The sequence below is a fragment of the Ruegeria sp. I3 genome, assembly GCF_056532525.1.
In genome coordinates, this window is the sequence record NZ_JBQFNI010000004.1 from 57,993 (window position 1) to 84,307 (window position 26,315).

21 protein-coding genes are annotated in these 26,315 nt (G+C 57.7%); 6 read left to right on the forward strand and 15 right to left on the reverse strand.

Going from position 1 to position 26,315, the window contains the following annotated elements:
• Positions 1 to 8 precede the first annotated feature (8 nt).
• From ACR0L9_RS12540 to ACR0L9_RS12555, 4 genes are read right to left on the reverse strand one after another with little or no spacing between them, the layout of a single operon-like run.
• Positions 9 to 1,172, reverse strand: coding sequence for a M20 aminoacylase family protein (locus tag ACR0L9_RS12540; RefSeq protein WP_170397097.1), 1,164 nt, complete (start codon positions 1,170 to 1,172; stop codon positions 9 to 11).
• A gap of 14 nt (positions 1,173 to 1,186) precedes the next feature.
• Positions 1,187 to 2,353, reverse strand: a complete 1,167-nt coding sequence (locus tag ACR0L9_RS12545) for a M20 aminoacylase family protein (RefSeq protein WP_170818027.1) — start codon at positions 2,351 to 2,353, stop codon at positions 1,187 to 1,189.
• Between the two features lie 22 nt (positions 2,354 to 2,375).
• Positions 2,376 to 3,542, reverse strand: a complete 1,167-nt coding sequence (gene argE, locus ACR0L9_RS12550; protein WP_480895794.1) for an acetylornithine deacetylase — start codon at positions 3,540 to 3,542, stop codon at positions 2,376 to 2,378.
• 5 nt (positions 3,543 to 3,547) lie between these two features.
• Complete coding sequence (locus ACR0L9_RS12555; protein ID WP_480895795.1) at positions 3,548 to 5,368, reverse strand: ABC transporter ATP-binding protein; 1,821 nt, start codon at positions 5,366 to 5,368, stop codon at positions 3,548 to 3,550.
• Between the two features lie 285 nt (positions 5,369 to 5,653).
• On the opposite strand from ACR0L9_RS12555, the gene ACR0L9_RS12560 reads away from it, so the two are divergent.
• From ACR0L9_RS12560 to ACR0L9_RS12570, 3 genes are all read left to right on the forward strand, one after another.
• Positions 5,654 to 7,360, forward strand: a complete 1,707-nt coding sequence (locus ACR0L9_RS12560; RefSeq protein WP_170404084.1) for a peptide ABC transporter substrate-binding protein — start codon at positions 5,654 to 5,656, stop codon at positions 7,358 to 7,360.
• 94 nt (positions 7,361 to 7,454) lie between these two features.
• A complete protein-coding gene (locus tag ACR0L9_RS12565; protein WP_170397107.1) occupies positions 7,455 to 8,462 on the forward strand; it encodes an ABC transporter permease in 1,008 nt (335 codons plus the stop codon).
• The gene (locus ACR0L9_RS12570) at positions 8,455 to 9,435 is read left to right on the forward strand and encodes an ABC transporter permease (protein WP_170397109.1); all 981 of its coding nucleotides are present in this window, start codon (positions 8,455 to 8,457) and stop codon (positions 9,433 to 9,435) included. The genes ACR0L9_RS12565 and ACR0L9_RS12570 overlap by 8 nt, the downstream gene beginning before the upstream one ends.
• A gap of 6 nt (positions 9,436 to 9,441) precedes the next feature.
• Here the strand turns inward: ACR0L9_RS12570 and ACR0L9_RS12575 are convergent, their stop codons facing one another.
• The 6 genes from ACR0L9_RS12575 to ACR0L9_RS12600 all read right to left on the reverse strand — a co-directional run bounded on the left by ACR0L9_RS12575 (position 9,442) and on the right by ACR0L9_RS12600 (position 16,171).
• Positions 9,442 to 10,578 carry an MFS transporter gene (locus tag ACR0L9_RS12575; protein ID WP_480763592.1) on the reverse strand — a complete coding sequence of 379 codons (1,137 nt, stop codon included), beginning with the start codon at positions 10,576 to 10,578 and terminating at the stop codon, positions 9,442 to 9,444.
• A 69-nt stretch (positions 10,579 to 10,647) separates the two neighbouring features.
• Positions 10,648 to 11,925: a DUF3422 family protein gene (locus ACR0L9_RS12580; RefSeq protein ID WP_480895796.1), complete on the reverse strand. Its 1,278-nt coding sequence runs from the start codon at positions 11,923 to 11,925 to the stop codon at positions 10,648 to 10,650.
• Positions 11,926 to 12,032: 107 nt separating this feature from the next.
• Positions 12,033 to 12,389 carry a VOC family protein gene (locus tag ACR0L9_RS12585; protein ID WP_170597040.1) on the reverse strand — a complete coding sequence of 119 codons (357 nt, stop codon included), beginning with the start codon at positions 12,387 to 12,389 and terminating at the stop codon, positions 12,033 to 12,035.
• Positions 12,390 to 12,548: 159 nt separating this feature from the next.
• Entirely contained in the window at positions 12,549 to 14,003 is a 1,455-nt protein-coding gene (locus ACR0L9_RS12590; protein WP_170397117.1) for an NAD(P)(+) transhydrogenase (Re/Si-specific) subunit beta, read from the reverse strand.
• Between the two features lie 14 nt (positions 14,004 to 14,017).
• A complete protein-coding gene (locus tag ACR0L9_RS12595) occupies positions 14,018 to 15,589 on the reverse strand; it encodes a Re/Si-specific NAD(P)(+) transhydrogenase subunit alpha (RefSeq protein WP_480895797.1) in 1,572 nt (523 codons plus the stop codon).
• A gap of 132 nt (positions 15,590 to 15,721) precedes the next feature.
• Positions 15,722 to 16,171, reverse strand: coding sequence for a methyltransferase family protein (locus tag ACR0L9_RS12600; RefSeq protein WP_170397122.1), 450 nt, complete (start codon positions 16,169 to 16,171; stop codon positions 15,722 to 15,724).
• A 196-nt stretch (positions 16,172 to 16,367) separates the two neighbouring features.
• Here ACR0L9_RS12600 and kynU point away from each other — a divergent pair, with 196 nt between their 5' ends.
• Positions 16,368 to 17,561, forward strand: coding sequence for a kynureninase (kynU, locus tag ACR0L9_RS12605; protein ID WP_480895798.1), 1,194 nt, complete (start codon positions 16,368 to 16,370; stop codon positions 17,559 to 17,561).
• Here kynU and ACR0L9_RS12610 read toward each other — a convergent pair.
• Positions 17,554 to 18,132 (reverse strand): TetR/AcrR family transcriptional regulator, encoded by a 579-nt coding sequence (locus tag ACR0L9_RS12610; RefSeq protein ID WP_170424159.1) that lies wholly within the window; start codon positions 18,130 to 18,132, stop codon positions 17,554 to 17,556. The two genes, kynU and ACR0L9_RS12610, sit on opposite strands and share 8 nt — an antisense overlap.
• 99 nt (positions 18,133 to 18,231) lie before the next feature.
• Here ACR0L9_RS12610 and ACR0L9_RS12615 point away from each other — a divergent pair, with 99 nt between their 5' ends.
• Positions 18,232 to 18,696 (forward strand): (2Fe-2S)-binding protein, encoded by a 465-nt coding sequence (locus tag ACR0L9_RS12615; protein ID WP_170397127.1) that lies wholly within the window; start codon positions 18,232 to 18,234, stop codon positions 18,694 to 18,696.
• Between the two features lie 3 nt (positions 18,697 to 18,699).
• Positions 18,700 to 20,940, forward strand: a complete 2,241-nt coding sequence (locus ACR0L9_RS12620; RefSeq protein ID WP_170424162.1) for a molybdopterin cofactor-binding domain-containing protein — start codon at positions 18,700 to 18,702, stop codon at positions 20,938 to 20,940.
• A 51-nt stretch (positions 20,941 to 20,991) separates the two neighbouring features.
• Here ACR0L9_RS12620 and ACR0L9_RS12625 read toward each other — a convergent pair whose 3' ends face one another.
• The 4 genes from ACR0L9_RS12625 to ACR0L9_RS12640 form a co-directional block, all read right to left on the reverse strand.
• Positions 20,992 to 22,332 (reverse strand): autotransporter outer membrane beta-barrel domain-containing protein, encoded by a 1,341-nt coding sequence (locus ACR0L9_RS12625; RefSeq protein ID WP_480592228.1) that lies wholly within the window; start codon positions 22,330 to 22,332, stop codon positions 20,992 to 20,994.
• A 403-nt stretch (positions 22,333 to 22,735) separates the two neighbouring features.
• Positions 22,736 to 23,515 (reverse strand): gamma-glutamyl-gamma-aminobutyrate hydrolase family protein, encoded by a 780-nt coding sequence (locus tag ACR0L9_RS12630; protein ID WP_170397133.1) that lies wholly within the window; start codon positions 23,513 to 23,515, stop codon positions 22,736 to 22,738.
• 134 nt (positions 23,516 to 23,649) lie between these two features.
• On the reverse strand, positions 23,650 to 24,075 hold the full coding sequence (locus tag ACR0L9_RS12635) for a GlcG/HbpS family heme-binding protein (RefSeq protein ID WP_480895799.1): 426 nt from the start codon (positions 24,073 to 24,075) through the stop codon (positions 23,650 to 23,652).
• Between the two features lie 81 nt (positions 24,076 to 24,156).
• Positions 24,157 to 26,292 carry a malate synthase G gene (locus tag ACR0L9_RS12640; protein ID WP_480895800.1) on the reverse strand — a complete coding sequence of 712 codons (2,136 nt, stop codon included), beginning with the start codon at positions 26,290 to 26,292 and terminating at the stop codon, positions 24,157 to 24,159.
• Between the last annotated feature and the right edge of the window lie 23 nt (positions 26,293 to 26,315).

Sequence of the window (26,315 nt, forward strand, 5' to 3'; positions counted from 1 at the left end):
CTCCTAATTCAAGCCGCCGGCATCCGGCGCTCGACCATTTCGGCAAACCATGAGCATCCCATCGGGATGATCTCATCGTTAAAATTGTATTCAGGGTGGTGCAGCCCGGCGCTGTCGCCATTGCCCAGCACGATGAACGCTCCGGGGCGTTCTTCCAGCATGAACGAGAAATCTTCGCCGCCCATCACCATGGGCGCTTCATCACAGCTGCCACCTACGGAAATGGCGGCCTCAGCGGCAAATTCCGTCTGTTCTTCGGCGTTGATCGTCACCGGAACTCCACGCGTGTATGAGACTTTAACCGTGCCACCGAAGGTTTCAGCAATACCCTCAGCCACCTCGCTTAGCCGCGTCTCGATCAGGTCGCGCATTTCGTTCGAATGCGTTCGTACAGTACCGCGCACCTGCGCCGATTGAGGGATCACATTGAACGCTTTGGATGAGGTCTCGACCGAAGTCACAGACAGAACCGCCTGTAAAATAGGGTCCGCGTTACGCGACACGATGGTCTGAAGTGCCACGATCAGTTGCGACAACATCACTGTAGTATCAATTGTTTCATGCGGTTTCGCCGCGTGGCCGCCTCGACCTTCCAGATGAATGTCGAACTCATCCGCAGCCGCCAGCAGCGGGCCAGACCGGATCGCGAACTGCCCCGTCGGCACACCTGGCACATTGTGCATGGCATAGACTTCCTGAATGCCGAACCGATCCATCAGACCGTCTTTGCACATCGCCTCGGCCCCATTGCCGCCTTCTTCCGCTGGTTGGAAAATCACAATGGCCGTGCCGTCGAAGTTCCGCGTCTCAGACAAGTATTTCGCCGCGCCCAACACCATCGCCGTATGGCCATCGTGGCCACAGGCATGCATGGCGCCATCGGTTTTCGAGGCATAATCAAGGCCCGTCTGCTCCTGCATCGGCAGCGCGTCCATATCGGCACGCAGGCCGATCACACGACCCTGCGTGTCGGTCTTGCCCTTGATGACGCCAACAACTCCGGTGCGGCCAATGCCCGTCACAACCTCATCGCAACCGAACTCTTTCAGCTTTTCAGCCACCAAGGCGCTGGTGCGGTGGGTGTCATAGAGGATCTCAGGGTGTTGATGAATATCCCGCCGCCAACCGGTGATTTCCTCGTGCATTTCGGCAAGTCGGTTCTTGATTGGCATCTGATCCTCCCAAATCAGGCGACGGGTAATCGTCGTTCCACCAGCTCGGCAAACCAGCTGCAACCGGCGGGAATGGCGTCGTCGTCGAAGTTATATTCCGGGTGATGGCACATGGCCGTGTCCCCGTTTCCGATAAAGATGTAGGCTCCGGGCCGTTCTTCAAGCATGTAAGCAAAATCTTCTGACGGCATAATTGGATCGGTGCTGTCATTGACCTTGCCTGCCACGGCCTGCGCGGCCTCAGCAGCATAGATGGTTTCATCGTCCGAATTCACCGTCACCGGATAGCCCGGTGTCCACGTCATCTTAGCCGAAGCTCCAAAGGCCGAGGCAGTGTCCTCGGCGATCCTGCGCACGCGTTCTTCAGCGACCTTTCGATATTCTGGGTCAAGTGTACGAACAGTTCCCCGCAACCGCACCGTATGGGCAATCACATTCGAGGCCACACTATCGGTTTCAAAAGTCCCGACGGTCAGCACCACCCTTTTGATAGGGTCCACGGTACGCGACACCACTGATTGCAAAGCTACAACAATGTGCGACGCAATCAGCGTTGTATCTACCGCCTCATGCGGGGCGGCAGCATGACCGCCTTTACCCGTTACAACAATTTCGAATTCATCCGAAGAAGCCAGCAATGCGCCTTGTCGAATGGCAAACTCACCAACCGGCATTCCCGGCATGTTGTGCATGCCATAGACTTCCTGAATACCCCAGCGCTCCATCAGTCCGTCCTGACACATGGCCAGACCACCTGCCCCGCCTTCTTCGGCAGGCTGGAAAATCAACACAACGGTACCGTCAAAATTCCTCGTCTCGGCCAGATACTGCGCCGCGCCCAACAGCATTGAGGTATGACCGTCATGACCACAGGCATGCATCTTACCAGAAACCGTCGAAGCATAGTCCAGCCCCGTCGCCTCTTCTATGGGCAGCGCATCCATGTCGGCACGCAACCCGATAACACGGCCTAGCGTATCCTGACGTCCCTTGATCACGGCAACCACGCCAGTCTTGCCGATGCCGGGCGTGATCTCATCCACACCGAACTCCTTCAGTCGGTCGACCACAAACCCTGCCGTTTCTTCCACATCATACATCAGCTCGGGATGCATATGCAGGTGACGGCGCCATTTGGTGATCTCGCCATGCATTTCGGCGAGCCGGTTCTTGACGGGCATCTTTAACCTCTCCTTTGAGATGTTATTCGCAGAGCCTCTTTACCAGACGCTCCATAAATTTTTGACCTGCGTTGAATTGAGAAATCGTAATGAACTCATTCGGCTGATGGGCCTGCGCGATATCACCTGGGCCGCAGATAACAGCGGAATAACCAGCTTCCTGAAACTGCCCCGCCTCGGTGCCATAGCTTACCACATGTGTCGCATTGTCACCGGTGAGCGCGCGCACCAGCGTCTCAGCCTCGCCATCTTCTTCAGGCACAAGACCTGGGATCGAAAAATGCTCGAACAGCTCGATCCGGGCGTCGGGATGAACCGCTTGCATCCGCGCCTCGACTTCACGAACCTTATCGAAATAGGCCTTCTGCCAGACCGATTTTTCATCGTCCGGAACGGTGCGGAAATCCATCATGAAGCGACAGTCTTTGGCAGTGATATTATGCGCGGTTCCGCCTTCGATCATACCAACATGGCAGGTAGTCCAAGGCGGATCGAACACTGACGCAATGTCTGAAGGTTGCGCCGCCATATTCTCGGCGTTCCGATCATTGGCCCAATTGATCAGCGGCGCGGCCTCCATAATTGCGTTGACACCCGTATGCATGATCGAGCTATGCACCTCAAAGCCAACGATATGAGTGTCATAGCCGAACCCGCCCTTATGGCCAGTAACGGCCTGCATCATCGAAGGTTCACCCACAATCACAGCCGAGCCCTTGGGTAATACGTCCTGCATGCGAGCGATCATTGGCGGCGCGCCGGTGCATCCGACCTCTTCATCAAAGCTCAGCGCCAGTTGAAGCGGACGTTTGATACCTGAATGATGTGCCTCGACCAAAGCCCAAATCGCCAGAGCGTCGAACCCCTTCATGTCGCAAGTACCGCGACCGAAGTATTTGCCGTCTTTCTCGGTCACAACGAAAGGATCGGTATCCCAGGGCTGACCATCGATGGGCACGACATCCGTATGCCCCGACAAGACGATTGCACCTTCTTCCCACGGACCGACATGCGCAAACAGTGCCGCCTTGTGAGGCTGATCCGGATCAGGCCAGCGATGTGGTTCGATCCCATGACTTGTTAGATAGTCTTCGACCCAATCCACCAGAGGCAGGTTCGTGTCGCGGCTGACTGTCGGGAACGAAATCAGCCGGGTCATGATTTCTAACGGCGTCAAGCGTTCAACCATGAGGGTCAATATCCGCTGTCAGTGGTCAGAATGAAATGACCCGGCTCGACCTCATTGTATTCAGATGGTTTTGGCTTGTAGCCGATGGGATGAATCGGGGACGGAATAGGTTTGAAGTTCAGGTCTTTTTCCGACTTGCGCTTGTTCGGGTCGGCAATTGGTACCGCCTTCATCAGTGCCTGCGTATAAGGGTGCTGTGGGTTCTCAAACACCCGAGCACGCGGGCCCAGTTCGACAATGCGGCCCAGATACATCACACCGACATGGTGACTGACCCTCTCGACCACCGCCATGTCATGGCTGATGAACAGATAGCTTAGGCCAAGTTCCGATTGCAGCTCCATCATCAGATTCAGCACCTGCGCCTGAACCGAGACGTCCAGCGCCGAAACAGCCTCATCTGCGATGATTAGCTTGGGATTCAGCGCCAGTGCTCGCGCAATCGCAATCCGTTGCCGCTGACCACCCGACATCTCATGCGGGAAGCGGCGCATGAAGCTGCGCGGCAGTTGCACTTTGTCGAACAGTTGCGCCACGCGGTCCTGCAGTTCTGACCCCGACGCAACCCCATAGTTCCGCATCGGTTCGGCGACCTGATCAACCAATTGCATCTGCGGGTTCAGCGAGGCGAACGGATCCTGAAAGATCATCTGCATGTCCAGCCGCGCTTTGCGCAGGCCGGCCTGGTCCAGCTTCATGATGTCGACACCGTCCAGATCAACCTCACCCGCCATCGGCTCCACCAATCGCAGGATCGAGCGCCCTGCCGACGACTTGCCACACCCAGATTCGCCAACGAGGCTGAGAGTCTGCCCCCGGTTCAGCGTGAACGAGACATCTTCGACTGCATGCACGTTCGAGATGGTCCGACGCAGCAATCCGCCTTTCACCGCAAATCGCGTGGTCAGGTTCTTGACCGTCAGCAACACTTCGTTCGTACCCGGGATCGGAGCGATCTTCTGGCCTTCCTCACCCAGCAGTTTCATTGGCTCGGGCGCGGCTTTACCCTGCATCTCGCCCAATTTCGGAACCGCCGCCAGCAACGCCTTGGTGTAATCGTGCTGCGGGTTTTCGAAGATTTCTTTGACGGTGCCTTCCTCGACCTTGTTGCCGCGGAACATAACCACCACGCGGTCCGCCATCTGCGCGACCACAGCCATGTCATGGGTGATAAACATCACCGCCGTTCCGGTCTCGCGTTTGAGGCGGTCCATCAGCGCCAGAATCTCGGCCTGGATGGTGACATCCAATGCAGTAGTGGGTTCATCCGCAATCAGCAGGCGAGGCTCACACGCCATGGCCATGGCGATCACCACACGCTGGCGCATGCCACCGGACAGTTCATGCGGATATTGCTTCAAACGTCGCTCGGGCTCGGGGATGCGCACCTGACGCAATAATTCCAGCGCGCGCTCTTCGGCCTGCGCTTTGTTCATGTCCTTGTGGATTCGCAATCCTTCGGTGAGCTGCCGTCCGACGGTGAAAACCGGGTTCAAGGCCGTCATCGGCTCCTGAAAGATCATTCCGATCTCATTTCCGCGAATCTGCTTCATCAGATCTTGATCGGCGTGGGACAGATCCATTTCCTCGCCGCCGCGGCGATCGAAAAGCAGTTGTCCGCCAGCAATTTCACCGCCGCCGAACTCGACCAAGCGCATCAGCGATAGAGATGAGACTGATTTGCCCGACCCCGATTCGCCCACGATACAGACGGTTTCGCCTGGGTTAACCTCGAACGAGACGTCCTCGACGCCCACCACTGGGCCATCTTTAGTTTGAAATTCGACCCGCAGTTTTTTGATCTGGGCAATTGGCTGATCCAGCACGCGCGCTCTCCCCTTGGCGGCTTTTCGGATTGGGTGCCAAACGCTAAGGCGGGCAGATGTGAAAAGTCAAACCGATAGGTCAAATTTCGCAAGGCAAGGCTTGCAATTTTCCAAAACTCTGTTTCGATACGCCGCGTAACCGTTCTGGGGAGAGGTCTGAATACACGAAGGCGATACAATCGTTTCCGTTTGATTCCAAATCCTTATCCCTTTTGACGGCCACGCCTAACCCGCGGGCATCGCGGAGATAATCGAGACACGTATGTGTCCAACATGGAGTGTATGATGAAAATCAAAACCCTTTTGCTTGGTGCGATTGCAAGCACGGCAATGGCCCCGATGGCCATGGCCGAGCGTGGATCGGACGGCAATGTCAGCATCATTTACTGGCAAGCCCCATCGATCCTGAACCCGTTCCTTTCGGGTGGCACCAAGGATGTGGAATCCGCGTCGCTAGTGATTGAGCCGCTCGCCCGGTACAATCAAGATGGCGAAATGGTTCCGTTCCTGGCATCCGAAATTCCGACAGTTGCAAATGGTGGCGTCAGCGAAGACCTGACCTCGATCACTTGGAAAATCGCGCCGGGAATCACCTGGTCAGACGGCACGCCATTCACCTCCGCTGATGTTGTGTTCACTGCAAACTATTGCATGGACCCAGAAGGCGGTTGTGCGCAGGTGACCAAATTTGAAGGTGTCACCAATGTCGAAGCTGTCGATGATCTGACCGTCAAAGTCACATTCGATGCGCCGACCCCGTTCCCTTACGGCCCGTTCGTGGGTGGTGAGAGCCCGATCATCCAGGCAGCACAGTTCGCGGATTGCATGGGAGCCAAAGCGCCCGAATGCACCGAGCAGAACTTTAACCCGATCGGCACAGGCCCATTTGTTGTCACCGAATTCAAGCCGAATGACGTGATCACTTTCAAGGCCAATGATAACTACCGTGACCCGGCAAAGCCTGCGTTCGCAACGGTAACATTCAAAGGCGGTGGCGATGCAACTGCTGCTGGTCGTGCGGTCATGGAAACCGGCGAATTTGACTATGCCTGGAACTTGCAGCTTGCGCCTGAAGTGATCGCGCAGATGCAGGAAGGCGGCAAAGGTACTCCGGTCGCAGGCTTCGGCCCGCTGGTGGAACGCATCATGCTGAACCAGACAAACCCGTCGCCAGATCTGCCGGAGGGCGAGCGTTCGACTGCAAAGCATCCGCACCCGTTCCTGCAGGACCCTGCTGTTTACAAGGCCATGTCGCTGGCCATCGACCGACCGCTGCTGGTTGAAATCGGCTACGGTCAGGCCGGTAAGGTTACCTGTAACTGGGTACCTGCGCCTGCCGCGGTGAATTCCGACACATTCAGCTGCGATACTCAGGATATCGAAGGCGCCAAGAAGCTTCTGGATGACGCGGGTATCGTTGATTCCGATGGCGATGGCATCCGTGAAAAAGACGGTGTACCGCTGAAGATTGTCTACCAGACCTCTACCAACGCAGTTCGCCAGGACTTCCAGGCGCTGATCAAAGAATGGTGGAGCCAAATCGGTATCGAAACTGAGCTGCGCAACATCAATGCTTCGGTCTTCTTTGGTGGTGATCCGGGTTCGCCTGACACCTTCCAGAAGTTCTATGCCGACGTTGAAATGTATGCCAACACCTTCAACGGCACTGACCCGCAGTCCTATCTGGGCAACGGCCTGTGCGACAAGGCACCCAAGCCTGAAAGCCAGTGGCAGGGCGAGAACATCAGCCGTTTCTGCAACGAAGAGTTCGACAAGCTGCATGGCAAACTGGCCGAAACCGCAGGTGCGGATGAGCGCGCGCAGATCGCGCGTCAGCTGAACGACATCATGGTTGAAAATGGCGGAATGATCCCGCTGGTGCACCGTGGTCGTCTGTCGGCACACGCCAATACGCTGGGTGGCGTTGTCCTGAACGTTTGGGACAGCGAGCTGTGGAACATTGCGGACTGGTACCGCAAGACCGGTTCCTAAGCGTTAATCTTGCAAAACCGCGCCCCGACCCATATCGGGGCGCGGTCATTTGCAGACCACTCCAACAAGAAGACGCATATAAAGGCGCCTCTTAATGCTCAACTTTACCATCAGACGACTGGTGCTGGCCGTTCCCACGCTACTGTTCATCAGCCTCGTCATCTTCCTGCTCCTCGAACTCGCACCCGGCGATCCGATGGCGCAGGTTCCACTTACCGTCCCCCCCGAAGTCAAAGAGAAGATGCGCGAGGCACTGGGCCTCGGTCAGCCGATGCATATCCGGTTCTGGAAATGGATCGTGCAGTTCTTCTGGATCGAACCGCAGGTTCTGGTCGACTCGATCTTTGGCACAACCTTCTCCGAAGGTGACCTGCGCGTGATTTCGTGGCAGACCCGCTCACCCGTCATGGACATCGTCGTTCAGCGCATCCCGCAGACCCTGTGGGTTGTTGGCACCGCTTATGTGGTCGCCATCCTGATCGCCCTGCCCATCGGTATCTATTCGGCTTACCGGCAGTATTCCTGGTTCGACCAAATGGGCACATTCGTGTCGATGGTCGGCTTCTCGGTACCGCCGTTCTTCTCGGGCGTATTGGTGATCGTGATCTTCTCAGTCCAGCTTGGGTGGTTCCCGTCGATCTATGACACTACCCATGTGGTCAATAGCTGGGACAGCTTTGTTGTACAGCTCAAACAGATGATCATGCCGGTCATGGTTCTGGCGCTGCAGATCACCGCGCAGCTCAGCCGATTCATGCGCGCCTCGATGCTGGACAACCTTAATCAGGATTATGTCCGCACCGCCCGCGCCAAGGGCCTCAGCGAATATACGGTCGTCATGGTCCACGTCCTGCGCAACTCGATGATCCCTGTGGTCACCGTTATCGCGCTGGGTATTCCAGCCATCTTCGGCGGAGCGATCATTACCGAGCAGGTGTTCAAAGTGAACGGCATCGGCCAGTTGCTGATCGGGGCTATTCAGGCCAATGACTTGCCGATGGTCCAAACCCTGACCTTCATATTTGCCGTGCTGATCGTCCTGTTCAATCTGATCGCCGACGTTCTCTATGGCATTCTGGACCCGAGGATTCGTTATGACTGATCATGATCGTACCGATACACTGGTCCCGGACGAAGGGCTTGCGCCCGCCTCGACAGCGCTGCCAACCACCGATGTGATGGAAGAACTGGCCACCCCACCACGAAGCCAATGGCGCGATGTCTGGGATCAGTTCAAGACCCACAAAGGCGCGATGATCGGAGCGATTCTGTTCATCTTCATCGTCGCAGGCGTCTATCTGGGCCCATACTTATGGAGCATCGACCCCACTCAGATCGACATCCGTTCGCGCAATCAGGGCCCCAGTTGGGCGCATCCCTTTGGCACCGACCAGTTGGGCCGCGATATCCTAGCTCGCATGATGTCAGGCGGTCAGACATCGGTGTCAGTCGGCATCACCGCGATGCTGTTGGCGCTGTTTCTGGGCTCGTTCATCGGTGTTCTGGCCGGGTTTTTCAAACGGCTGGATGGCCCACTGATGCGCCTGACGGATCTGTTCTTGGCCTTGCCGTTGCTACCGCTGCTGCTGGTCATGATGCTGCTCTTCCGCGAGCCGCTATCTGCTGCCTTCGGGTTAGAGCGTGGAATCTTCATCCTGATCGTCTGCGCCATCGGCATCACCTCATGGATGCCCACAGCGCGGATCGTGCGCGGCGATGTGCTGGCGATCAAAGAGCGTGAGTTCGTTCTGGCCGCCCGGTCCATCGGCACCAGCAATGGCCAGATCATCACCCGGCACATCCTGCCGAATGTTCTGTCTCCGATCATGGTCTCGGCCACGCTGGGGATTGCAACTGCGATCATCACCGAAAGCGCGCTTTCCTTCCTCGGCCTCGGATTTCCGCCGGACTTCCCGACATGGGGTCGGCTGCTATTCGATGGCGTCGACTATCTGCAGCAATACCCCGAGCGCGTGTTCTGGCCCGGACTAGCGATCTCACTTACCGTCCTCAGTGTAAATTATCTGGGTGACGGCCTGCGCGATGCGCTGGATCCACGTATTCGCGGACGATAAGCGAACTTAGTCGGCGCGCTTCAGCGCGCCGGCCAATACGATGATAAGAAAGGCCAGCGGTAAAAGAACTGCAAAGGCAAATCTCAGCGTCATCAACTCGGCCAGAAATCCGATCAGAGGCGGCCCAATCAATAAACCTCCGTATCCCAAAGTCGCGACGCTTGCGATCGCCTGTCCGGGCGGGACATGCGGGTCGTTGGCCGCGCGGCTAAAGGCCAGAGGCATGATTACCGCATAGCCCACTCCCATCAGAGCAAAACCCGCCAAAGCCAATCCTGCCCCTCCCGCCGATACCACGCCAAACACGCCCAGCGCGGCGCAAACGCCGCCAAATCGTGCTGTTGCAACAGGCCCGAAACGCGCGATCACCACCCCGCCCGCAAGCCGGAACGCAACCATTGTGACCGAGAAGACCGCATAGCCCAACGCCGCGATACTCTCAGCCGCACCGGTAACGTCACGCAGGAAAATCGCGCTCCAATCCGCAACAGCCCCTTCGCCCAAAGCGCCGCACAGCGCTGTGAAACCCACAAGGATCAGGGCTCCCGATGGCAAAGCGAACACCGATCCAGGTTTCGAAGCCGATCGTTTCGAAGTCCAGCGTACCCAAGACAAAACAAGCGCAAGCGCGACGACAACGCCACCCGCTAGCAGAAAATGTTGCAACACCGACAGCCCCATCTGTACGGCACCGTATCCGCTGAGCGCCCCCAGCCCGGCTCCAAGGCTCCACATCGCGTGAAAGGACGACATGACCGGTTTGTCATAGGCCTGTTCGACCTCTGCCGCCCAGGCGTTCATCGCAACATCCATCGAGCCATGGAAAGCTCCGAACACAAACAGAAACGCCGCAAGCGACCAGAACCCGCCGGCGAGAGCCAAAAGGATCAGGGAAAAGGTGTAGAGAACCGCGATCACCCGCGTGATCGCCACCGCCCCAAACTTGTCCGTCAAACGGCCCGTGATCGGAAACGAACAAACGGCCCCTGCTGCCATGAACAGCAAACCAAGCCCTAGCGCCTCGTGCGTCAGATCCAGCCTGTCCCGAACCGCAGGTATGCGCGATGCCCAGATGCCGAACAGCGCACCGTTCAGGATAAACATGGCGGCCACAGCCCGCCACGCCGCAACAATACCGATCACAGGGAATCCTCATAAAATCTGCCAAACGCCACCCGTTCTACAGATCATTCGTCGCCCGGCATAGACCGCTTATTCAATTCGCTTCCGGATCTGGCGCACCCCGAACCAAACGGCAAGGATGACAGGCACGGTCACAATTGCCGTCAGCATCCCTTTGCTAATCCCGGCCTGCGTCAGTGGGTAGAGCAAGTAGCTGACCAGAGACACCGCATAGTAGCTGATCGCCACCACAGATAATCCCTCGACTGTGTGCTGCAATCTAAGGGCCAGATCAGCACGCCGGTCCATGCTTTCCAGCAGAGCCTGATTTTGAGCGCTGCGTTCGACATCGACACGGGTACGCAACAGGTCGCCGGCGCGAATAGCCCTGTCGGACAAGGCCTGCAAACGTCGCTCGGTTGATTTAACCGTCCGCATCGCGGGGTCATAACGACGCATCATGAAATCGGCAAAACTCTGACGTCCATTGAATCTTTGTTCACGCAACACTTCGATGCGCTGATTGACAATCGCCTCATAGGCACCCGTGGCGCCGAACCGAAAAGAACACCGTGCCGAAAGTGTCTCAAGCTCGATCGAGGTAGACAGAAGATCCGGCAACAATTCGTCTGGGTGCGCTGTTTCATCGGACATCTGCCCCATCAGGCGGGTCAATTGACCATCCAGTTCGCCGATGCGCGGCATCAGTTGCTTGACCCGTGCAAATCCCAGCATCGACATTGCCTTGTAGGTCTCAATCTCGCACAGCCGCTGAACGATCCGCCCGGTCCGACGCCGCCCGGTGCCTTTCTTGACAAACATCGCAAGCCGCATATGCCCCGCCGGATCAATTCGGAAATCACAAGCGCAGATCGCGGCATCATCCAGCACCCGCGCCACCGCAAGGCTTTCCGGCTCGAACCACTGAGCCAGCGAAGCCTTTGCCGCCTCATCTCCCTCGTACTCGACCACGCGAATTAAGGCCGATGTCACCCGCTGCCCCGGGCTCGCAATCAACCAGTCTGGAGGAAACACCTCAAAGTCTGCCGGATTGAACGCACGTTCACTGACGTTCGGAGTGATCGCGGTATAGGTCACAAACTCGGTATGTTGTTCCCATTTCAGCCAATGACGCCCGATCTGACCCGCGTAGTGAGTGGCTTCTGGCTGAGGGTGCTGCGCGCCGTGGCGATCCAGCAGATTGATCAGGTGGGCCATATCCTCGCCACGATCGCGCGTAACCGCTTCTTCGGGCTTCTTGATCGCCAGAAACACAACCGTGCTGGGTAAGGGTGCAACCGGAAATGGGCGTGCATGCAGTTCATTGGCCAGCGTATAGCGAAGCGGATGATTGTCTATGGGCGTCATGTAAGGCTCCGGTGTATCACCGGCACTATAAGGCAGACCGACACAACATCAATTGTTTATTTATTTCAATTACTTACAAGGATACAACGGTATACAATCCCGCTATCTTATTGATTCGGCTCCCATAGCTCGATGGGATTGCCTTCAGGATCGTGGATGCGGGCGAATTTCCCGACCTCGCTGTCCCACTCCGGGTTCGTCTCGACGGTGATTCCGGCGATCTTTAGTTGGTCGATCAACGCGTTCAGGTCATCAACTCGAAAATTGATCATCCACTGCTGCTCGGAGCGGCCAAAATACTCGGTGTCCTGCGCAAAGGGTGCGAACACCGTATATCCTTCCCGCTGCTTCCAGGGCACAGGATCGTAGTGATTGACGCCCAAATGCTTCTCATACCAAGCACTCAACGCCTGCGGATCACGGGCCCGAAAGAATATCCCGCCAATTCCATTTACCTTCTGCATGGTCTGCCTCCGACTATCCCGAACACTCGCCAAAGTTAACACAGCCCGCTTGCTTCATATGGCTAAAAAATCTTGAGGGGGTTGGAGGCAAGCCCCCATCTCATCGCAAAAGAAAAGGGCGCCCTCAGGCGCCCTTTGCAATCAGATTGTCCCTTCTGATCAATCGATCATGGGCAACAGCTTGTCGAGCGAAGCCTTGGCGTCGCCATAGAACATGCGGGTGTTCTCCTTGAAGAACAGCGGGTTCTCGATGCCCGAATAGCCGGTGCCCTGACCACGCTTGGACACAAACACCTGCTTGGCTTTCCAGCATTCCAACACCGGCATCCCGGCGATGGGGCTGTTCGGGTCTTCCTGCGCCGCAGGGTTCACGATATCGTTCGAGCCAATCACGATCGCCACATCCGTATCCGGGAAGTCGTCGTTGATCTCGTCCATCTCCAAAACGATGTCATACGGCACCTTCGCCTCGGCCAGCAGCACGTTCATGTGGCCCGGCAGACGACCGGCAACGGGGTGGATCGCAAAGCGCACGTTCTTGCCCTTGGCGCGCAGCTTGCGAACCAGCTCGGACACCGATTGCTGCGCCTGCGCCACGGCCATGCCATAGCCGGGAATGATGACGATACTATCTGCATCATTCAGCGCCGCCGCGACACCATCTGCCTCGATGGCGATCTGTTCACCCTCAACAGCCATCTGTTCGCCCTGCGGGCCACCAAAGCCGCCCAGAATTACGCTGACAAAGTGACGGTTCATCGCCTTACACATGATGTAGGACAGGATCGCACCAGACGAGCCCACCAATGCACCAACCACGATCAGCAGGTCGTTGCCTAGCGAGAAGCCGATGGCCGCAGCCGCCCAACCCGAATAGCTGTTCAGCATCGACACAACCACCGGCATGTCGGCCCCGCCGATGCCCATGATCAGGTGATAGCCGATGAACAGCGCTGCCAGCGTCATCAGGAACAGCGGGAAGAAACCGCCCGAATTGGTGTACCAGATCAGGCAGATGAACGACAAAGCAGCCGCACCCGCGTTCAAAGCATGACCGCCCGGAAGCTTGGTCGCCGCCGAGGTCACCTTGCCCGCCAACTTGCCATAAGCCACGACCGATCCAGTAAAGGTGATCGCACCGATGAAGATACCGAGGAACAGCTCAACATGCAGGATCGCCAGTTCGGCCGCGGTCTTCTTCGCGATCAGCTTGGCGAACGCCCCGAGATCGGACAGGTCTGCCTGAGACGCACTGTCAGCAATCGCCATGACTTGCGCCACATTGCCGATCTCGAAATGGGCATTGAATCCCACGAACACAGCCGCCAGACCAACCAGCGAGTGCATCGCGGCCACCAGCTGTGGCATCTCGGTCATCTGGACGCGCTGTGCCACGTACTGGCCAATCAGGCCACCGCCCGCGATCAGCAACAGCGACAGCAGCCACAGGCCCGAACCGGGGCCAACCAGCGTTGCAAAGACTGCCAGTGCCATACCGACGATGCCGTACCAGACCGCGCGTTTGGCGCTTTCTTGGTTCGATAGACCACCCAAAGAAAGGATGAATAGAACAGCCGCAACAACGTAGGCGGCAGTGGTAAAGCCAAATTCCATCTACCCGGCCTCCCTTAAGATTTCTGGAACATGGCAAGCATGCGCCGGGTTACGAGGAAGCCGCCGAAGATGTTGATTCCGGCCATGAAGACTGACAGCGCCGCCAGCAGAATGACCAGGAACGACCCCGATCCGATCTGCATCAAGGCTCCAACGATAATGATCGACGAGATCGCGTTGGTGATCGCCATCAGTGGTGTGTGCAAGCTATGGCTGACATTCCAGATCACCTGGAAGCCCACAAAGATCGCCAGCACAAAGACGATGAAATGCTGCATGAAGCTGGCCGGAGCGATCAACCCCACCAGCAACATCAACGCACCGCCGACGCCGAGCAACGTGAACTGTTGCTTGGTCTGCGCTTTGAAGGTCGCGATTTCCTGCGCCCTTTTCTCTTCCGGTGTCAGTTCCTTGACCTCGGCCTTAGGCTGTGCCGCAATCGCCTGCACCTTGGGCGGAGGTGGCGGGAAGGTGATCTCGCCCTCATGGGTCACGGTCGCGCCACGGATCACGTCATCTTCCATGTCGTGATTGACCTTGCCGTCCTTCTCGGGTGTCAGGTCAGCCATCATGTGACGGATATTGGTCGCGTAAAGAGACGATGACTGCGCCGCCATCCGGCTGGGGAAGTCGGTATAGCCGATAATGGTCACGCCATTGTCGGTCACGATCTTCTCATCCGGCACCGTCAGTTTACAGTTACCGCCCTTTTCCGCTGCAAGGTCAACGATGACCGAACCCGGCTTCATGCTTTCGACCATATCTTTGGTCCAAAGCTCAGGTGCCTCACGGTTGGGGATCAGCGCCGTGGTGATGACGATGTCCATCTCGGGTGCCAGTTCCCGGAACTTGGCAAGCTGGGCGTTGCGGAATTCTTCCGACTGGACCGATGCGTAGCCACCAGTCGATGCACCGTCCTGCTGTTCTTCCTCAAAATCCAGATAGACGAACTCAGCCCCCATGGATTCGACCTGCTCGGCCACTTCGGGGCGCACGTCGAATGCATAGGTGATCGCACCCAGCGAGGTTGAGGTCCCAATCGCGGCCAGACCAGCCACACCAGCACCAACGATCAGCACCTTGGCAGGCGGTACCTTACCGGCCGCCGTCACCTGACCGGTGAAGAAACGGCCAAAGTTGTTGCCTGCCTCGATCACAGCACGGTACCCGGCGATATTGGCCATCGAAGACAGCGCGTCCATCTTCTGCGCGCGCGAGATACGCGGGACCATCTCCATCGCGATCACGGTCGCGCCCTTGGATTTGGCGGCCTCCATCCCATCTTCATTTCCAGCCGGGTTAAAGAAGGAAATCAGGGTCTTATCCTTGGTCAGACGCTTCAGTTCGGTGGCATCGGGCTGACGCACCTTGGCAATAATATCCGCCGCCTTCCAAAGCGAGGCGGCGGTCTTCATGACCTCAACGCCTGCGGCTTCATAAGCGGCGTCCGAAAACCCCGCAGCAGCGCCTGCGCCCTTTTCGATCAGGCACTCATAGCCCAGTTTCTGCAACTGCACAGCCGAGTCCGGAGTCATCGCGACCCGGTTCTCGCCCTTGTACGTTTCCTTTGGCGTCCCAATTTTCACCAGTCGGTTCCCCCTAATTTTTGATTCAGGCCAGGTGGGTGTTCGGCATAGAATGACAAGCAGACATGTATCCTGCGCAAGATTATTTCGCAAGCGCAGCAATTATGACGCTGTGTCATGATGACCACACCCTTATATCCATCGTCTGGTCTTGCGTTCATACCGGGCGAAATCGGCGCGGAATGTGCGGCGCAGACGGTCTTCCTCGGGTATGATAAAGCGGCGTTCCAGCACCCAGACAAAAACCGGGATCAGCACCAGCGACAACACCGCGTCAAAACGCAGGATCAGCCCGGTCAGGATCAGCACATCGCCCACATAGATAGGATTGCGGCTGCGCTTATAAATCCCGGTCTGCACCATGGTCGAGGGTGTTTCGTGCGGAAAGACCGTGGTTTTGTGCCGGCGGAACTCGATTACCGCCATCACGGCCAGAATGATACCGCCACCGATCAGTATGCCGCTGAGCAGATCTGTCACCGCCCCATCCAGAGACAACCCCAGCGGCAACACGCGGGCCTGGACCCAGGCGAGCAAGGCAAAGCCCACAAGCCAAACAGGTGGTATGTCGATCAGGCGCATGGCTGTCCCTTCACGCGGCGACACATGGTGGCAGATGTCGCTTCTGATCGCTCTCCTATCGTTTTCTGACCGCATTGGCAAAAGCGCAGGGTGTCGCATCGACCCAGGGCGCTGGACAACCCGCACCAATAGACAGACACAACGGGATCAGATAGCCAGTTACAACCTGACTGTTTCAGAAAGACAAAGCCTCGCCATGACCGATTTCGCCAAAACCAAATCCATGTTTCACCTGCCCGAGGGCGTTCTTTATCTCGACGGTAACTCTCTGGGCCCGTTGCCGAAATCAGCCGGTGACCGTGTCGGAAGCATGATGAAGGACGAATGGGGTCAGTTGCTGATCACCGGCTGGAACAAAGCCGGGTGGATGGGTATGCCGACCGGCCTGGGGGATCGGATCGGACGGCTGATCGGGGCAGAGCCCGGCAGCGTCGTGGTGGGCGATACTCTGTCGATCAAGGTTTATCAGGCGGTCGCCTCAGCGCTGGAGCTGAACCCGACCCGCAAGGTCGTCCTGTCGGACAACGGAAATTTCCCGTCGGATCTTTACATGGCAGATGGACTATTGCGATCACTGGGGACGGATTACGAACTGCGCGTGGTCGATCCCGAAAGCGTCGCTGCACATATCACCGAAGAGGTCGCCGTTCTGATGCTGACCGAGGTCGATTATCGCTCCGGCCGTATGCATGACATGAAGGCTTTGACCGAACTGGCCCACGCGAACGGTGTCGTGACCGTCTGGGACCTTGCCCATTCTGCGGGGGCAATCCCGGTCGATCTGTCCGGTTGCAACGCGGATTTCGCTGTTGGCTGCACGTATAAGTACCTCAATGGCGGTCCCGGCGCGCCAGCGTTCGTCTATGTCGCTCCGCGTCTGTCGGATCGCGTGCGCCCGGCGCTTTCGGGCTGGTTGGGGCATGAAGCCCCCTTTGCCTTCGATCTCGACTATCGTCCCGGCGCGGGGATTGAGAGGATGCGGGTCGGGACCCCTCCGGTCATCCAGATGGCAGCGCTGTCGGCGGCTATGGATATCTGGGACATGGCTGAAATGGCTGATGTGCGCGCCAAGTCCATCGAATTGACCGAGTTGTTCATTACCCGGGTAGAGGCTACCTGCCCCGGGCTGACACTCGCCAGCCCCCGCGACCCTGCCCAGCGCGGCAGCCAGGTCTCGTTCCATTTTGATGAAGGTTACGCGGCCATGCAGGCTTTGATCGCACGCGGCGTGATCGGTGATTTCCGCGCGCCCGATATCATGCGATTCGGCTTCACGCCGTTGTATATCGATGAAGGTGATGTGGAACAGGCCGCCCAAATTCTGGCCGACATTATCACCAACAAATTGTGGGACAAGCCGGAATACAAGATCCGTCAGCGCGTCACCTGACCTCAAGCGCCGCGCCCAAAAGCGTGGCCAATTGCGAGATACCCTGCTCAAACTCTTCAGCGCTGGAGGCTGTCATCTTGACACCCTTCAGCGATGTGGTGATTGTCTTTGCGGCCTCATCCGGGCCGACAGGCAAATGCGCGCGACCTGCCGCATCCTCGCGCCGTAACCATTCGGCGTAAAGTTGCGTCAATTTGGCCTCGCCCTCCTGAACGATATCCGTCGACATGGATTTGGTCGCGTCCAGCATTTCAAGCCCATGAGGTGAGGCCAAAATTTCAGCCATCCCGTTTGATTGCGCCTCGATCGCCTGAGCGAGGATCTGAGGCAAAGGACCTTCGCTGGCCAAGGCTTCAGCGACTAGGGTAACTTTCTCGCCATAATAAAACTGCGTCAGTTCGCGAACGATGGCCTCTTTATTCTTGAAATGCAGATAGACCGCAGGCCGGGACATCCCTGCCCCTTTGGCAATGTCATCCATCGAAGTTTTCTTAAACCCATAGGTCGCAAAGGCCTGAAATGCCGATTTCAGAATGGCCGCTGTCTTGGAATCTTCACTTACACTCGTCATGCGAGAACCTCTGACACTTCTTGTGCATTTTGTCAATTGACAAGCTGACACTTTTCATTAATTATGTCAGAAACCAGCCAAAGCTAAGAGAGGTGCGCCATGGCGACGGCCCTTAAGATCAACGGAAAGACCCATCAGGTTGATCTGCCTGATGATGTGCCCTTGTTATGGGTTCTGCGTGATGAGGTTGGACTAACCGGTACCAAGTTCGGCTGTGGTGTGGCTGCCTGCGGTGCCTGCACCGTTCATATTGATGGTGAGGCCGTGCGGTCCTGCCAGGTAGCGCTCTCGGATGTTTGGGGTGATGTCACCACGATCGAGGGGCTTGGCACGCCTGACGCCATGGCAACGATCCAGAAGGCCTGGGTTGACCACCAAGTGGCCCAATGTGGTTACTGCCAGTCGGGCCAGATCATGCAGGCCGCATCGCTACTGGCTGAAAACCCGGCCCCAACGGACGAAGACATCGACGATGCGATGCAAGGCAACCTTTGCCGCTGTGGCACCTATCCTCGCATCCGCGCGGCCATCCATGATGCCGCTGCCAAGTTGAAGGAGGCTTGAGCCATGGGACGTATCGGTAAAATCGTTCGCCGCACATTCCTGATCGGATCTGCCGCCATCGTAGGTGGAGTGGCCTTCGGTGCCTACTACGTCACGCGTCCAGCTGCGAACCCGCTGAAACCGCGTGACGGGGAAACCGCGCTTAGCCCCTTTGTTCTGATCGACCAGCAGGGCGTGACCCTGTTCGCCCCCCGCGCTGAAATGGGTCAGGGCGTTATGACCACCTGGGCAGCACTGATCGCCGAGGAGCTGGATGTTGAGCTGGACGAAATCCGTGTGCTGCACGGACCTGCTGCTGCCGCCTATTACAACCATGCTCTTATGGGGGAAAGCCTGCCAGGCAAGGGCTATGACATCTCGGATTTCCAGCACAATCTGGGTGAGGCACTGGGTGTTCTGGGCAAAACGTTAAGCCTGCAGGTTACCGGCGGCTCAACCTCGATGAAAGACGGGTTCGAACGGATGCGGATGGCCGGCGCTACTGCGCGAGAAACCTTGAAGCAGGCTGCCGCGGACCAACTGGGGGTCGATCGCGATCAACTCATGACCGAAAATGGTGCTGTGGTTGCCCCGGATGGCACGCGCATTCCCTATAGCGAACTGGCCGAGGCCGCAGGCCAGATCGAACCGCCCGAGGTTTCCCTGCGTGATCCGTCCGAATGGCGATTGATCGGCAAATCCCTGCCCCGCGTCGACATTCCGGGCAAATCCACCGGCACCGCCACCTTTGGCATCGATGTAAGGCCAGAGGGCCTGAAATTCGCCTCGGTCCGCATGAACCCCAAGCTGGGCGGGGCAATGAACGGCTTTGACGCCAGTGCTGCAGAAGCCATGCCCGGCGTTGAAAAGATCGTCGATCTGGGCACGGGCGTCGCGGTGATTGCCAACAACACTTGGCTTGCCATGCAGGCGGTCGAGGCGATTGACGTGGATTGGGGCGATGCCCCCTATCCGCCCGATACTGATGCGGTATTCGCGCAAATTGCCAAGGCGTTTGATGACGCCCCGAACTCGACCATGCGCGATGAAGGCGATGTCGAAACGCTTCCTGAAGGTGCCACCGAGATTACGGCAGAATATACCGTGCCCTATCTGGCCCACGCCACAATGGAACCGATGAACGCCACGGCGCTCTATACCAGTAACAAGCTGGACCTGTGGTGCGGCAATCAGGCCCCGACCCTGATCCAGATCCGCGCAGCCAACACCGCCGGTCTAGATACCGAAGCGGTTGAGATTCACACCACCTATCTGGGCGGCGGTTTCGGCCGCCGGGGCGAGTTGGATTTCGGCGAGATCGCCACAAAGGTCGCCATGGCCATTCCAGGCACCCCTGTGCAAACGACGTGGAGCCGCGAAGAGGATATGCGTCACGATTTCTACCGCCCCGGCGCGATGGCGCGCATGCGAGGGGCAGTGAAGGATGGCAAGGCCGTTCTGATCGACGGCAAGGTCGCCTCGCAATCGCCGACCCATCAGGCGGTTGAACGTGTTACGGGTTTCTCAGGCGGTGGCCCCGACAAGGTTCTGGTTGAGGGATTTTTTAACCAGCCCTACGCGGTGCCCAACTACCGCATGAGCGGTCATGTCGCCGATCTGGCCGTGCCGGTGGGCTTCTGGCGCTCGGTCGGCAACAGCCATAATGCCTTCTTCCACGAGACCTTCCTGGATGAAATGGCCCATGCCGCCGGGCGCGACCCTCTGGAGTTCCGGCTGGAGTTGGCAAGGTCCGAGTTCGCCCCGGCTGCGGGATGCCTGGAGGCCGTGAAAGAGATGTCAGGCTGGACCGGCAAAACCCCCGATGGTGTCGGACGTGGCGTGGCAATGGCCTACAGTTTTGGCACCCCGGTCGCACAGGTGATCGAAGTGGTTGACGATGACGGCACCATCCGCATCAACAAGGCCTGGATCGCCTGCGATGTCGGCTTGGCTTTGGATCCGGCGACGGTCGAGGCGCAGATGATCGGCGGCATGATCTACGGATTGTCTGCCGCCGCTCAAGAAGAGATCACCTTTGCCGATGGCGAGGTCGAACAGTACAATTTCCCGGATTATGATGCGTTACGGATGCAAAGCACACCGATCACGGAAGTCCGGATACTCGAGACCAACAAACATCTGGGCGGTGTCGGTGAACCGGGAACACCGCCGTCGATGCCCGCTTTGGGCAACGCGCTGTTCGACCTGACCGGCCAACGCGCGCGCAGCTTGCCGCTGAACAAGCAGTTCGACTTGCTCGTATGATCAATTTGCGCCGACCCGGCTCTGGGTCGGCGCTAGCTCTTCCTGATGGCCTTAGAAGTTGACAGAGAGAAAGATTGCAGCTTCCGTCGCTTCAAAATCACTTTCGAACATGTCGAGATATCCGATTGAAGCCTCCAGAAACACCGTCTTGCTTGTGCGTCCTCTCACACCCAAACGGGTTGACCAAACAACATCATTGTCAGTGTTTGCAACTGTTCCACCCCCTAAGTTCTCGCGTTCAAACCAATAGGTCGCGCTGAGCGATGCATAAGGTGAAATGACAGAGCTGCCATTGAAGAACGGACGACTTACTTCGACCTCGGGCGTTAGGGCACTGTATTTTGCTTCTTGGATTTCACCAATAAACTCGGCTGGATTTCCCAGATACGTCCCGGTGAGATCGTAATCCTCGGCACTGTAATTATAGTAATCAAACGAGATCGACGGACGAATTAAGTAAGCTCCAGCCTCATATTGTCCGATTGCCTCGAGATTCGCGCGCCAACGGGTGCGATCAAAATCACCGCTCAGCTCCAGCACATCCACATCCGTGGAGAAGCGACCGATCGTGGCGAGACCGTTTAGAACCCACCTCTCAGACATCCGCCAGGCGAAATAGGGTCCGATCGCGAATCCCGAAGTATCCTGAGAAAACTGCCCCTGAAAGCCGTCCAGCTGAGTGTTTTCGTATTCAAGCTGCAAACCAAGCACGAGGTTTTCTTGGACAAGACGGTCGATCCCAATTTCGAAAAAGCTGTCGTTCACATCCAGTTCGCTGTTTCCACGGGTGTCTTCAATGTCTGTGTAGGTGAAATTGGTCCATACATTCCAAACAGATTCTGGCCCAAACTCGCGCCCCTCCGTCAGCGGAGGGCCGACAACCGGATCGCACAAGGCAGGGTCAAGCTTACCCGTCGCATCCGCCACGCAGGCTTGGTCATCGCCCGATGGTCGCCCACTTACGTAGAGCGGATTAACGGGTCGACCTGTCTCGCCTATGTTGCCAATTCCACCGCCCGACCCTCCGGAACCGCCACCAGAGCCACCACCGGATCCACCACCAGAGCCACCACCGGATCCGCCCGAGCCGCCGCCACCGCCGAAGCCACCCCCGGAACCGCCGCCTCCAAAGCCGCCCCCGCCTCCGAATCCGCCACCTGATCCACCCGAGCCGCCGCCACCGCCGAAGCCACCCCCGGAACCGCCGCCGGATCCACCCGAGCCGCCTCCGTTTCCTCCCCCGCCGCCACCATTGCCACCACCCCAACCCGGCAGCGTCCAATCTCTTTTTTGGTTTTGCGTATCGATCAGACAGTCGCGCCCATTTGGTGCCCCTCCGCGTTTGAACAGACGATGAACGCCCCCTGATCCATTAGATACGAAGGGAGACAAGCTTAGATGAACTCCAGGCCGAGATCGGCTCCAGGTATCAACGGTCGTGTTGCCCTGTGCAGCTTCCAGACGAAAAGCACCGCTTTCCGTCTGCGATAACCACAATGAGGATGAAGAGTCAGGTGTTCGCCCGATGTAAAGCAGGTCTCCGGCCGAGCTGCATTGTTGCGCATGCCCTGCAGTTCCCAGGACCGCCAAAAAAAGTGCCGCAGGAACGAATTCTCTTAAACCGCGAGGGTACTTTCCTGAAAAGCTGTGCATGAACTGCTCCGAACCCAGTCAGATTTGAATATGGCCAAGGGTATCTCGGCGCAAATTCGCGGTTCAGGGAAGATATCCAATTATCTTTTTATTCGAATGTTGCCGGCAAACCTTAGAACGATCCATCGACAGATTAGCGTGACTAAGCAGACTGCCGGATCGCCCCGACCGTTTTCGCGTTTTTCCAATCGTATACGGCGCGACCAAATTCCTTGAACAATGGCCGCGAAACCGGGTCATTCGCCGCGTCCCATTCAGGGTGCCATTGGACCGAAAGGGTAAAGCCGGGGGCATCCTCGACATAGATCGCCTCGGGCGTGCCATCAGGCGCGTGGCCATCGATCACCACATTCTCGCCCAGCGTCTTGATCCCTTGTCCGTGTAACGTATTGGTCATCACTTCGGCCGCGCCCAGCAGGCGGTGGAACACACCACCTTCGGTTAGCGACACGACATGGCGCAGAGCAAACTTCTCCTCCAAAGTGCCGTCGGGTGGCATCCGGTGGTTCTGACGCCCCGGGAGGTCACGAATCTCAGGGTAGAGCGTACCACCCAAGGCGACGTTTACTTCTTGAAACCCGCGACAAATCCCAAAGAACGGCTGACCCCGCTCAGCACAAGCCCGGATTAAAGGCAGCGTGATTGCATCCCGCGCGCGGTCAAACTCACCATGCGCCTCGGTCGCGGGCTCGCCATATTCTTCGGGGTGAACGTTCGGACGGCCGCCGGTCAACAGGAAGCCGTCGCAAACCTCGAGCAACTCATCAACCGCAACATAGCGCGGGTCGGCGGGGATCAGTAGCGGCAGACAGTCAGACACGTTCGAGACCGCCTCGGAATTCATCGTTCCGCCCGCATGGGTCGGATACTGATCATTCATCAGATAAGAGTTGCCGATTATTCCAACGACGGGGCGCGCCATTCCAAGTCCCTTGTATCGCTCATTTCCTGCAAAACCTATCGGCAGGTTTGGCCGCGCGCAACGGCACAGACCCTGCATGGTAGCGCAAGCGCGTGTTCAGCGACGCACATCCCCGATGAAGTTCGGCGTAGGGGTCAGATCTCGCCCGTCAACCCAGCGGCTTCGATACCTGCCAACGCGGCCGCTGCGTCATTATCCGAAGTGTCGCCGGTTACACCCACGGCACCGATCACCGCGCCCTTGCGGTCACGCAGCAGCACACCGCCAGGAACCGGAACAACCTGACCGCCATAAACCCCGTTCACGGCCGCCATGAAATAGGCCTGCCCTTCGGCCCGCTGCATCTGCGCGGTCCCCGCCATACCCAGCATTACCGATCCGTAGGCCTTACCATGTGCGATAGCAAAACGCCCCGGCGCAGCACCGTCTTCGCGTTCGAACGCGATCACGTGACCACCGGCGTCCAGGACAACAACCGAGAGCGATTTCAGCTCCATCTCGCGCCCTTTTTCCAGAGCTTTCCGAATGATGGTCCGCGCTTTGCGCAATGAAATGTTCATGCCCGATCCTTTTCATCTGGCCAAAAATACCTTCGGGGGAGCACGAGGGGGCAGACAGCCCCCTAGTACCTGCCGTTGCCCCTAGCTCAAACTTGCCTTCAGTTCCAGGCGACGGGCGTGCAGCACAGGCTCGGTATAACCCGAGGGCTGCACCCGCCCCCGGAACACCAGATCACAAGCCGCCTGAAACGCCACCCCGTCAAAACCCGGTGCCATGGGCCTGTAGGCCGAGTCTCCTTCGTTCTGACGGTCCACTACCGCGGCCATTTTCTGCATCGCCGCCATCACCTGTTCCTGACTGACCACATCGTGATGCAACCAGTTGGCCAGCGCCTGCGAAGAAATCCGACAGGTCGCGCGGTCCTCCATCAGTCCTATGTCGTTGATATCCGGAACTTTCGAGCAGCCAACACCCTGATCAATCCAGCGCACAACATAACCCAAGATTCCTTGTGCGTTGTTTTCGATCTCACGGGTGATCTCACCAGCGCTGAGATTACGACCGCCCAGCAGAGGTATGGTCAGCAGATCATTCAACGTACCACGAGCCCCATCAGCAGCCAATTCATCCTGGCGCGCCAACACATCGATCTTGTGATAGTGGGTTGCATGAAGCGTTGCCGCAGTAGGTGACGGCACCCAGGCGCAGGTTGCACCGGATTGCGGGTGGCCGATCTTGGTCGCCAGCATGTCCGCCATCCGATCGGGCATGGCCCACATACCCTTGCCAATTTGCGCTCTGCCTTTCAGGCCGCAGACCAGTCCGATATCCACATTGCGATCCTCGTAAGACGCAATCCATGGCGTATCCTTGATATCGCCCTTCGGCAGCATCGGGCCTGCTTCCATAGAAGTATGAATCTCATCCCCCGTCCGATCCAGGAATCCGGTATTGATAAAGGCCACGCGCGATTTTGCGGCCCGGATGCATTCCTTGAGGTTGGCCGATGTGCGCCGCTCTTCATCCATAATGCCCAGCTTCACCGTATTGCGCGGCAGGCCCAGGATGTCCTCGACCATGTCGAAAATCTCGACCGAAAACGCCACCTCCTCGGGCCCGTGCATCTTGGGTTTGACCACATAGACCGACCCCTTGACCGAGTTCCCGCCCTCGCGCTTCAGGTCATGCATGGCGATCAGCGTTGTGCAGAGCGCGTCCATCAAACCTTCACCAATCTCGCGCCCTTCGGCATCCAGCACTGCGGGGTTCGTCATTAGATGGCCCACATTTCGCACCAGCATCAGCGACCGACCTTTCAGAGTGGCTGGCGTGCCATTCGGAGCCATGTAGGCCAAATCCCCGGCAAGCTTGCGCGTGAAGGTTGTGCCGCCTTTCGTAACCTCTTCGGTCAGGTTGCCGGCCATCAAGCCAAGCCAGTTTCCATAGGCCAACACCTTGTCGGTCGCGTCGACACAAGCAACAGAATCCTCGCAATCCATGATGGTCGAAAGCGCGGATTCCAAACGGACATCAGAAATACCTGCAGGATCGGTGGCGCCAATTGTGCTATGCGCATCAATCCTGACTTGAATGTGCAGCCCGTTGTTGCGCAGCAGTACAAACTCCGGTGCTTCAGCTGCGCCAGCGTAGCCTGCGAACTGAGACGGTTCGGCGAGCTTCGGTATCAGCGCACCGTCCTTAACGCTTAACCCGGAGACCTCCGCCCAGGACCCGTCGGATAGCGGCACAGCCTCATCCAGGAACGCCTTGGCCCAGGCGATGACCCGCGCACCGCGCCCGGCGTCATAAGCCTTGCCTGTCGGCAGATCGCCTAACGCATCTGTTCCATAAAGCGCATCATATAAACTGCCCCAGCGCGCATTTGCGGCATTCAACGCAAAGCGCGCGTTGGTGATCGGCACAACCAATTGCGGTCCGGGGATTAGCGCGATTTCAGGGTCGACACTGGCTGTCTCGATCTCGAAATCGTCGCCTTCCTCTACCAGATACCCAATCTCACGCAGAAAAGACTGATATTCAGCCGCGTCAATGGGCAACCCCCGCCGCGCCGCGTGCCAGCCATCGATCCGACCCTGAATGTCAGCCCGCTTGTCCAGCAGCGCCCGGTTTTTCGGCCCAAGTTCATTGGCCAAGCGCGCCAGACCCGCCCAGAAATCAATTGCCGAAACTTCCGTGCCCGGCAGCGCCTTCTGTTCGATGAAATCCACCAGAACCGGGTCAATCTGCAGCCCGTTGCGGGTCTCTCTGCTGCTCATATTCCGAATCCCCTACGATTGTG

Excerpts from the sequence above, each read along its gene's own strand:
- ACR0L9_RS12540 (WP_170397097.1), bottom strand. The coding sequence starts at position 1,172 with ATGCCAATCAAGAACCGACTTGCCGAAATGCACGAGGAAATCACCGGT.
- ACR0L9_RS12545 (WP_170818027.1), bottom strand. The coding sequence starts at position 2,353 with ATGCCCGTCAAGAACCGGCTCGCCGAAATGCATGGCGAGATCACCAAA.
- argE (WP_480895794.1), bottom strand. The coding sequence starts at position 3,542 with ATGGTTGAACGCTTGACGCCGTTAGAAATCATGACCCGGCTGATTTCG.
- ACR0L9_RS12560 (WP_170404084.1), top strand. The coding sequence starts at position 5,654 with ATGAAAATCAAAACCCTTTTGCTTGGTGCGATTGCAAGCACGGCAATG.
- ACR0L9_RS12565 (WP_170397107.1), top strand. The coding sequence starts at position 7,455 with ATGCTCAACTTTACCATCAGACGACTGGTGCTGGCCGTTCCCACGCTA.
- ACR0L9_RS12570 (WP_170397109.1), top strand. The coding sequence starts at position 8,455 with ATGACTGATCATGATCGTACCGATACACTGGTCCCGGACGAAGGGCTT.
- ACR0L9_RS12580 (WP_480895796.1), bottom strand. The coding sequence starts at position 11,925 with ATGACGCCCATAGACAATCATCCGCTTCGCTATACGCTGGCCAATGAA.
- ACR0L9_RS12585 (WP_170597040.1), bottom strand. The coding sequence starts at position 12,389 with ATGCAGAAGGTAAATGGAATTGGCGGGATATTCTTTCGGGCCCGTGAT.
- ACR0L9_RS12590 (WP_170397117.1), bottom strand. The coding sequence starts at position 14,003 with ATGGAATTTGGCTTTACCACTGCCGCCTACGTTGTTGCGGCTGTTCTA.
- ACR0L9_RS12600 (WP_170397122.1), bottom strand. The coding sequence starts at position 16,171 with ATGCGCCTGATCGACATACCACCTGTTTGGCTTGTGGGCTTTGCCTTG.
- kynU (WP_480895798.1), top strand. The coding sequence starts at position 16,368 with ATGACCGATTTCGCCAAAACCAAATCCATGTTTCACCTGCCCGAGGGC.
- ACR0L9_RS12610 (WP_170424159.1), bottom strand. The coding sequence starts at position 18,132 with ATGACGAGTGTAAGTGAAGATTCCAAGACAGCGGCCATTCTGAAATCG.
- ACR0L9_RS12615 (WP_170397127.1), top strand. The coding sequence starts at position 18,232 with ATGGCGACGGCCCTTAAGATCAACGGAAAGACCCATCAGGTTGATCTG.
- ACR0L9_RS12620 (WP_170424162.1), top strand. The coding sequence starts at position 18,700 with ATGGGACGTATCGGTAAAATCGTTCGCCGCACATTCCTGATCGGATCT.
- ACR0L9_RS12630 (WP_170397133.1), bottom strand. The coding sequence starts at position 23,515 with ATGGCGCGCCCCGTCGTTGGAATAATCGGCAACTCTTATCTGATGAAT.
- ACR0L9_RS12635 (WP_480895799.1), bottom strand. The coding sequence starts at position 24,075 with ATGAACATTTCATTGCGCAAAGCGCGGACCATCATTCGGAAAGCTCTG.
- ACR0L9_RS12640 (WP_480895800.1), bottom strand. The coding sequence starts at position 26,292 with ATGAGCAGCAGAGAGACCCGCAACGGGCTGCAGATTGACCCGGTTCTG.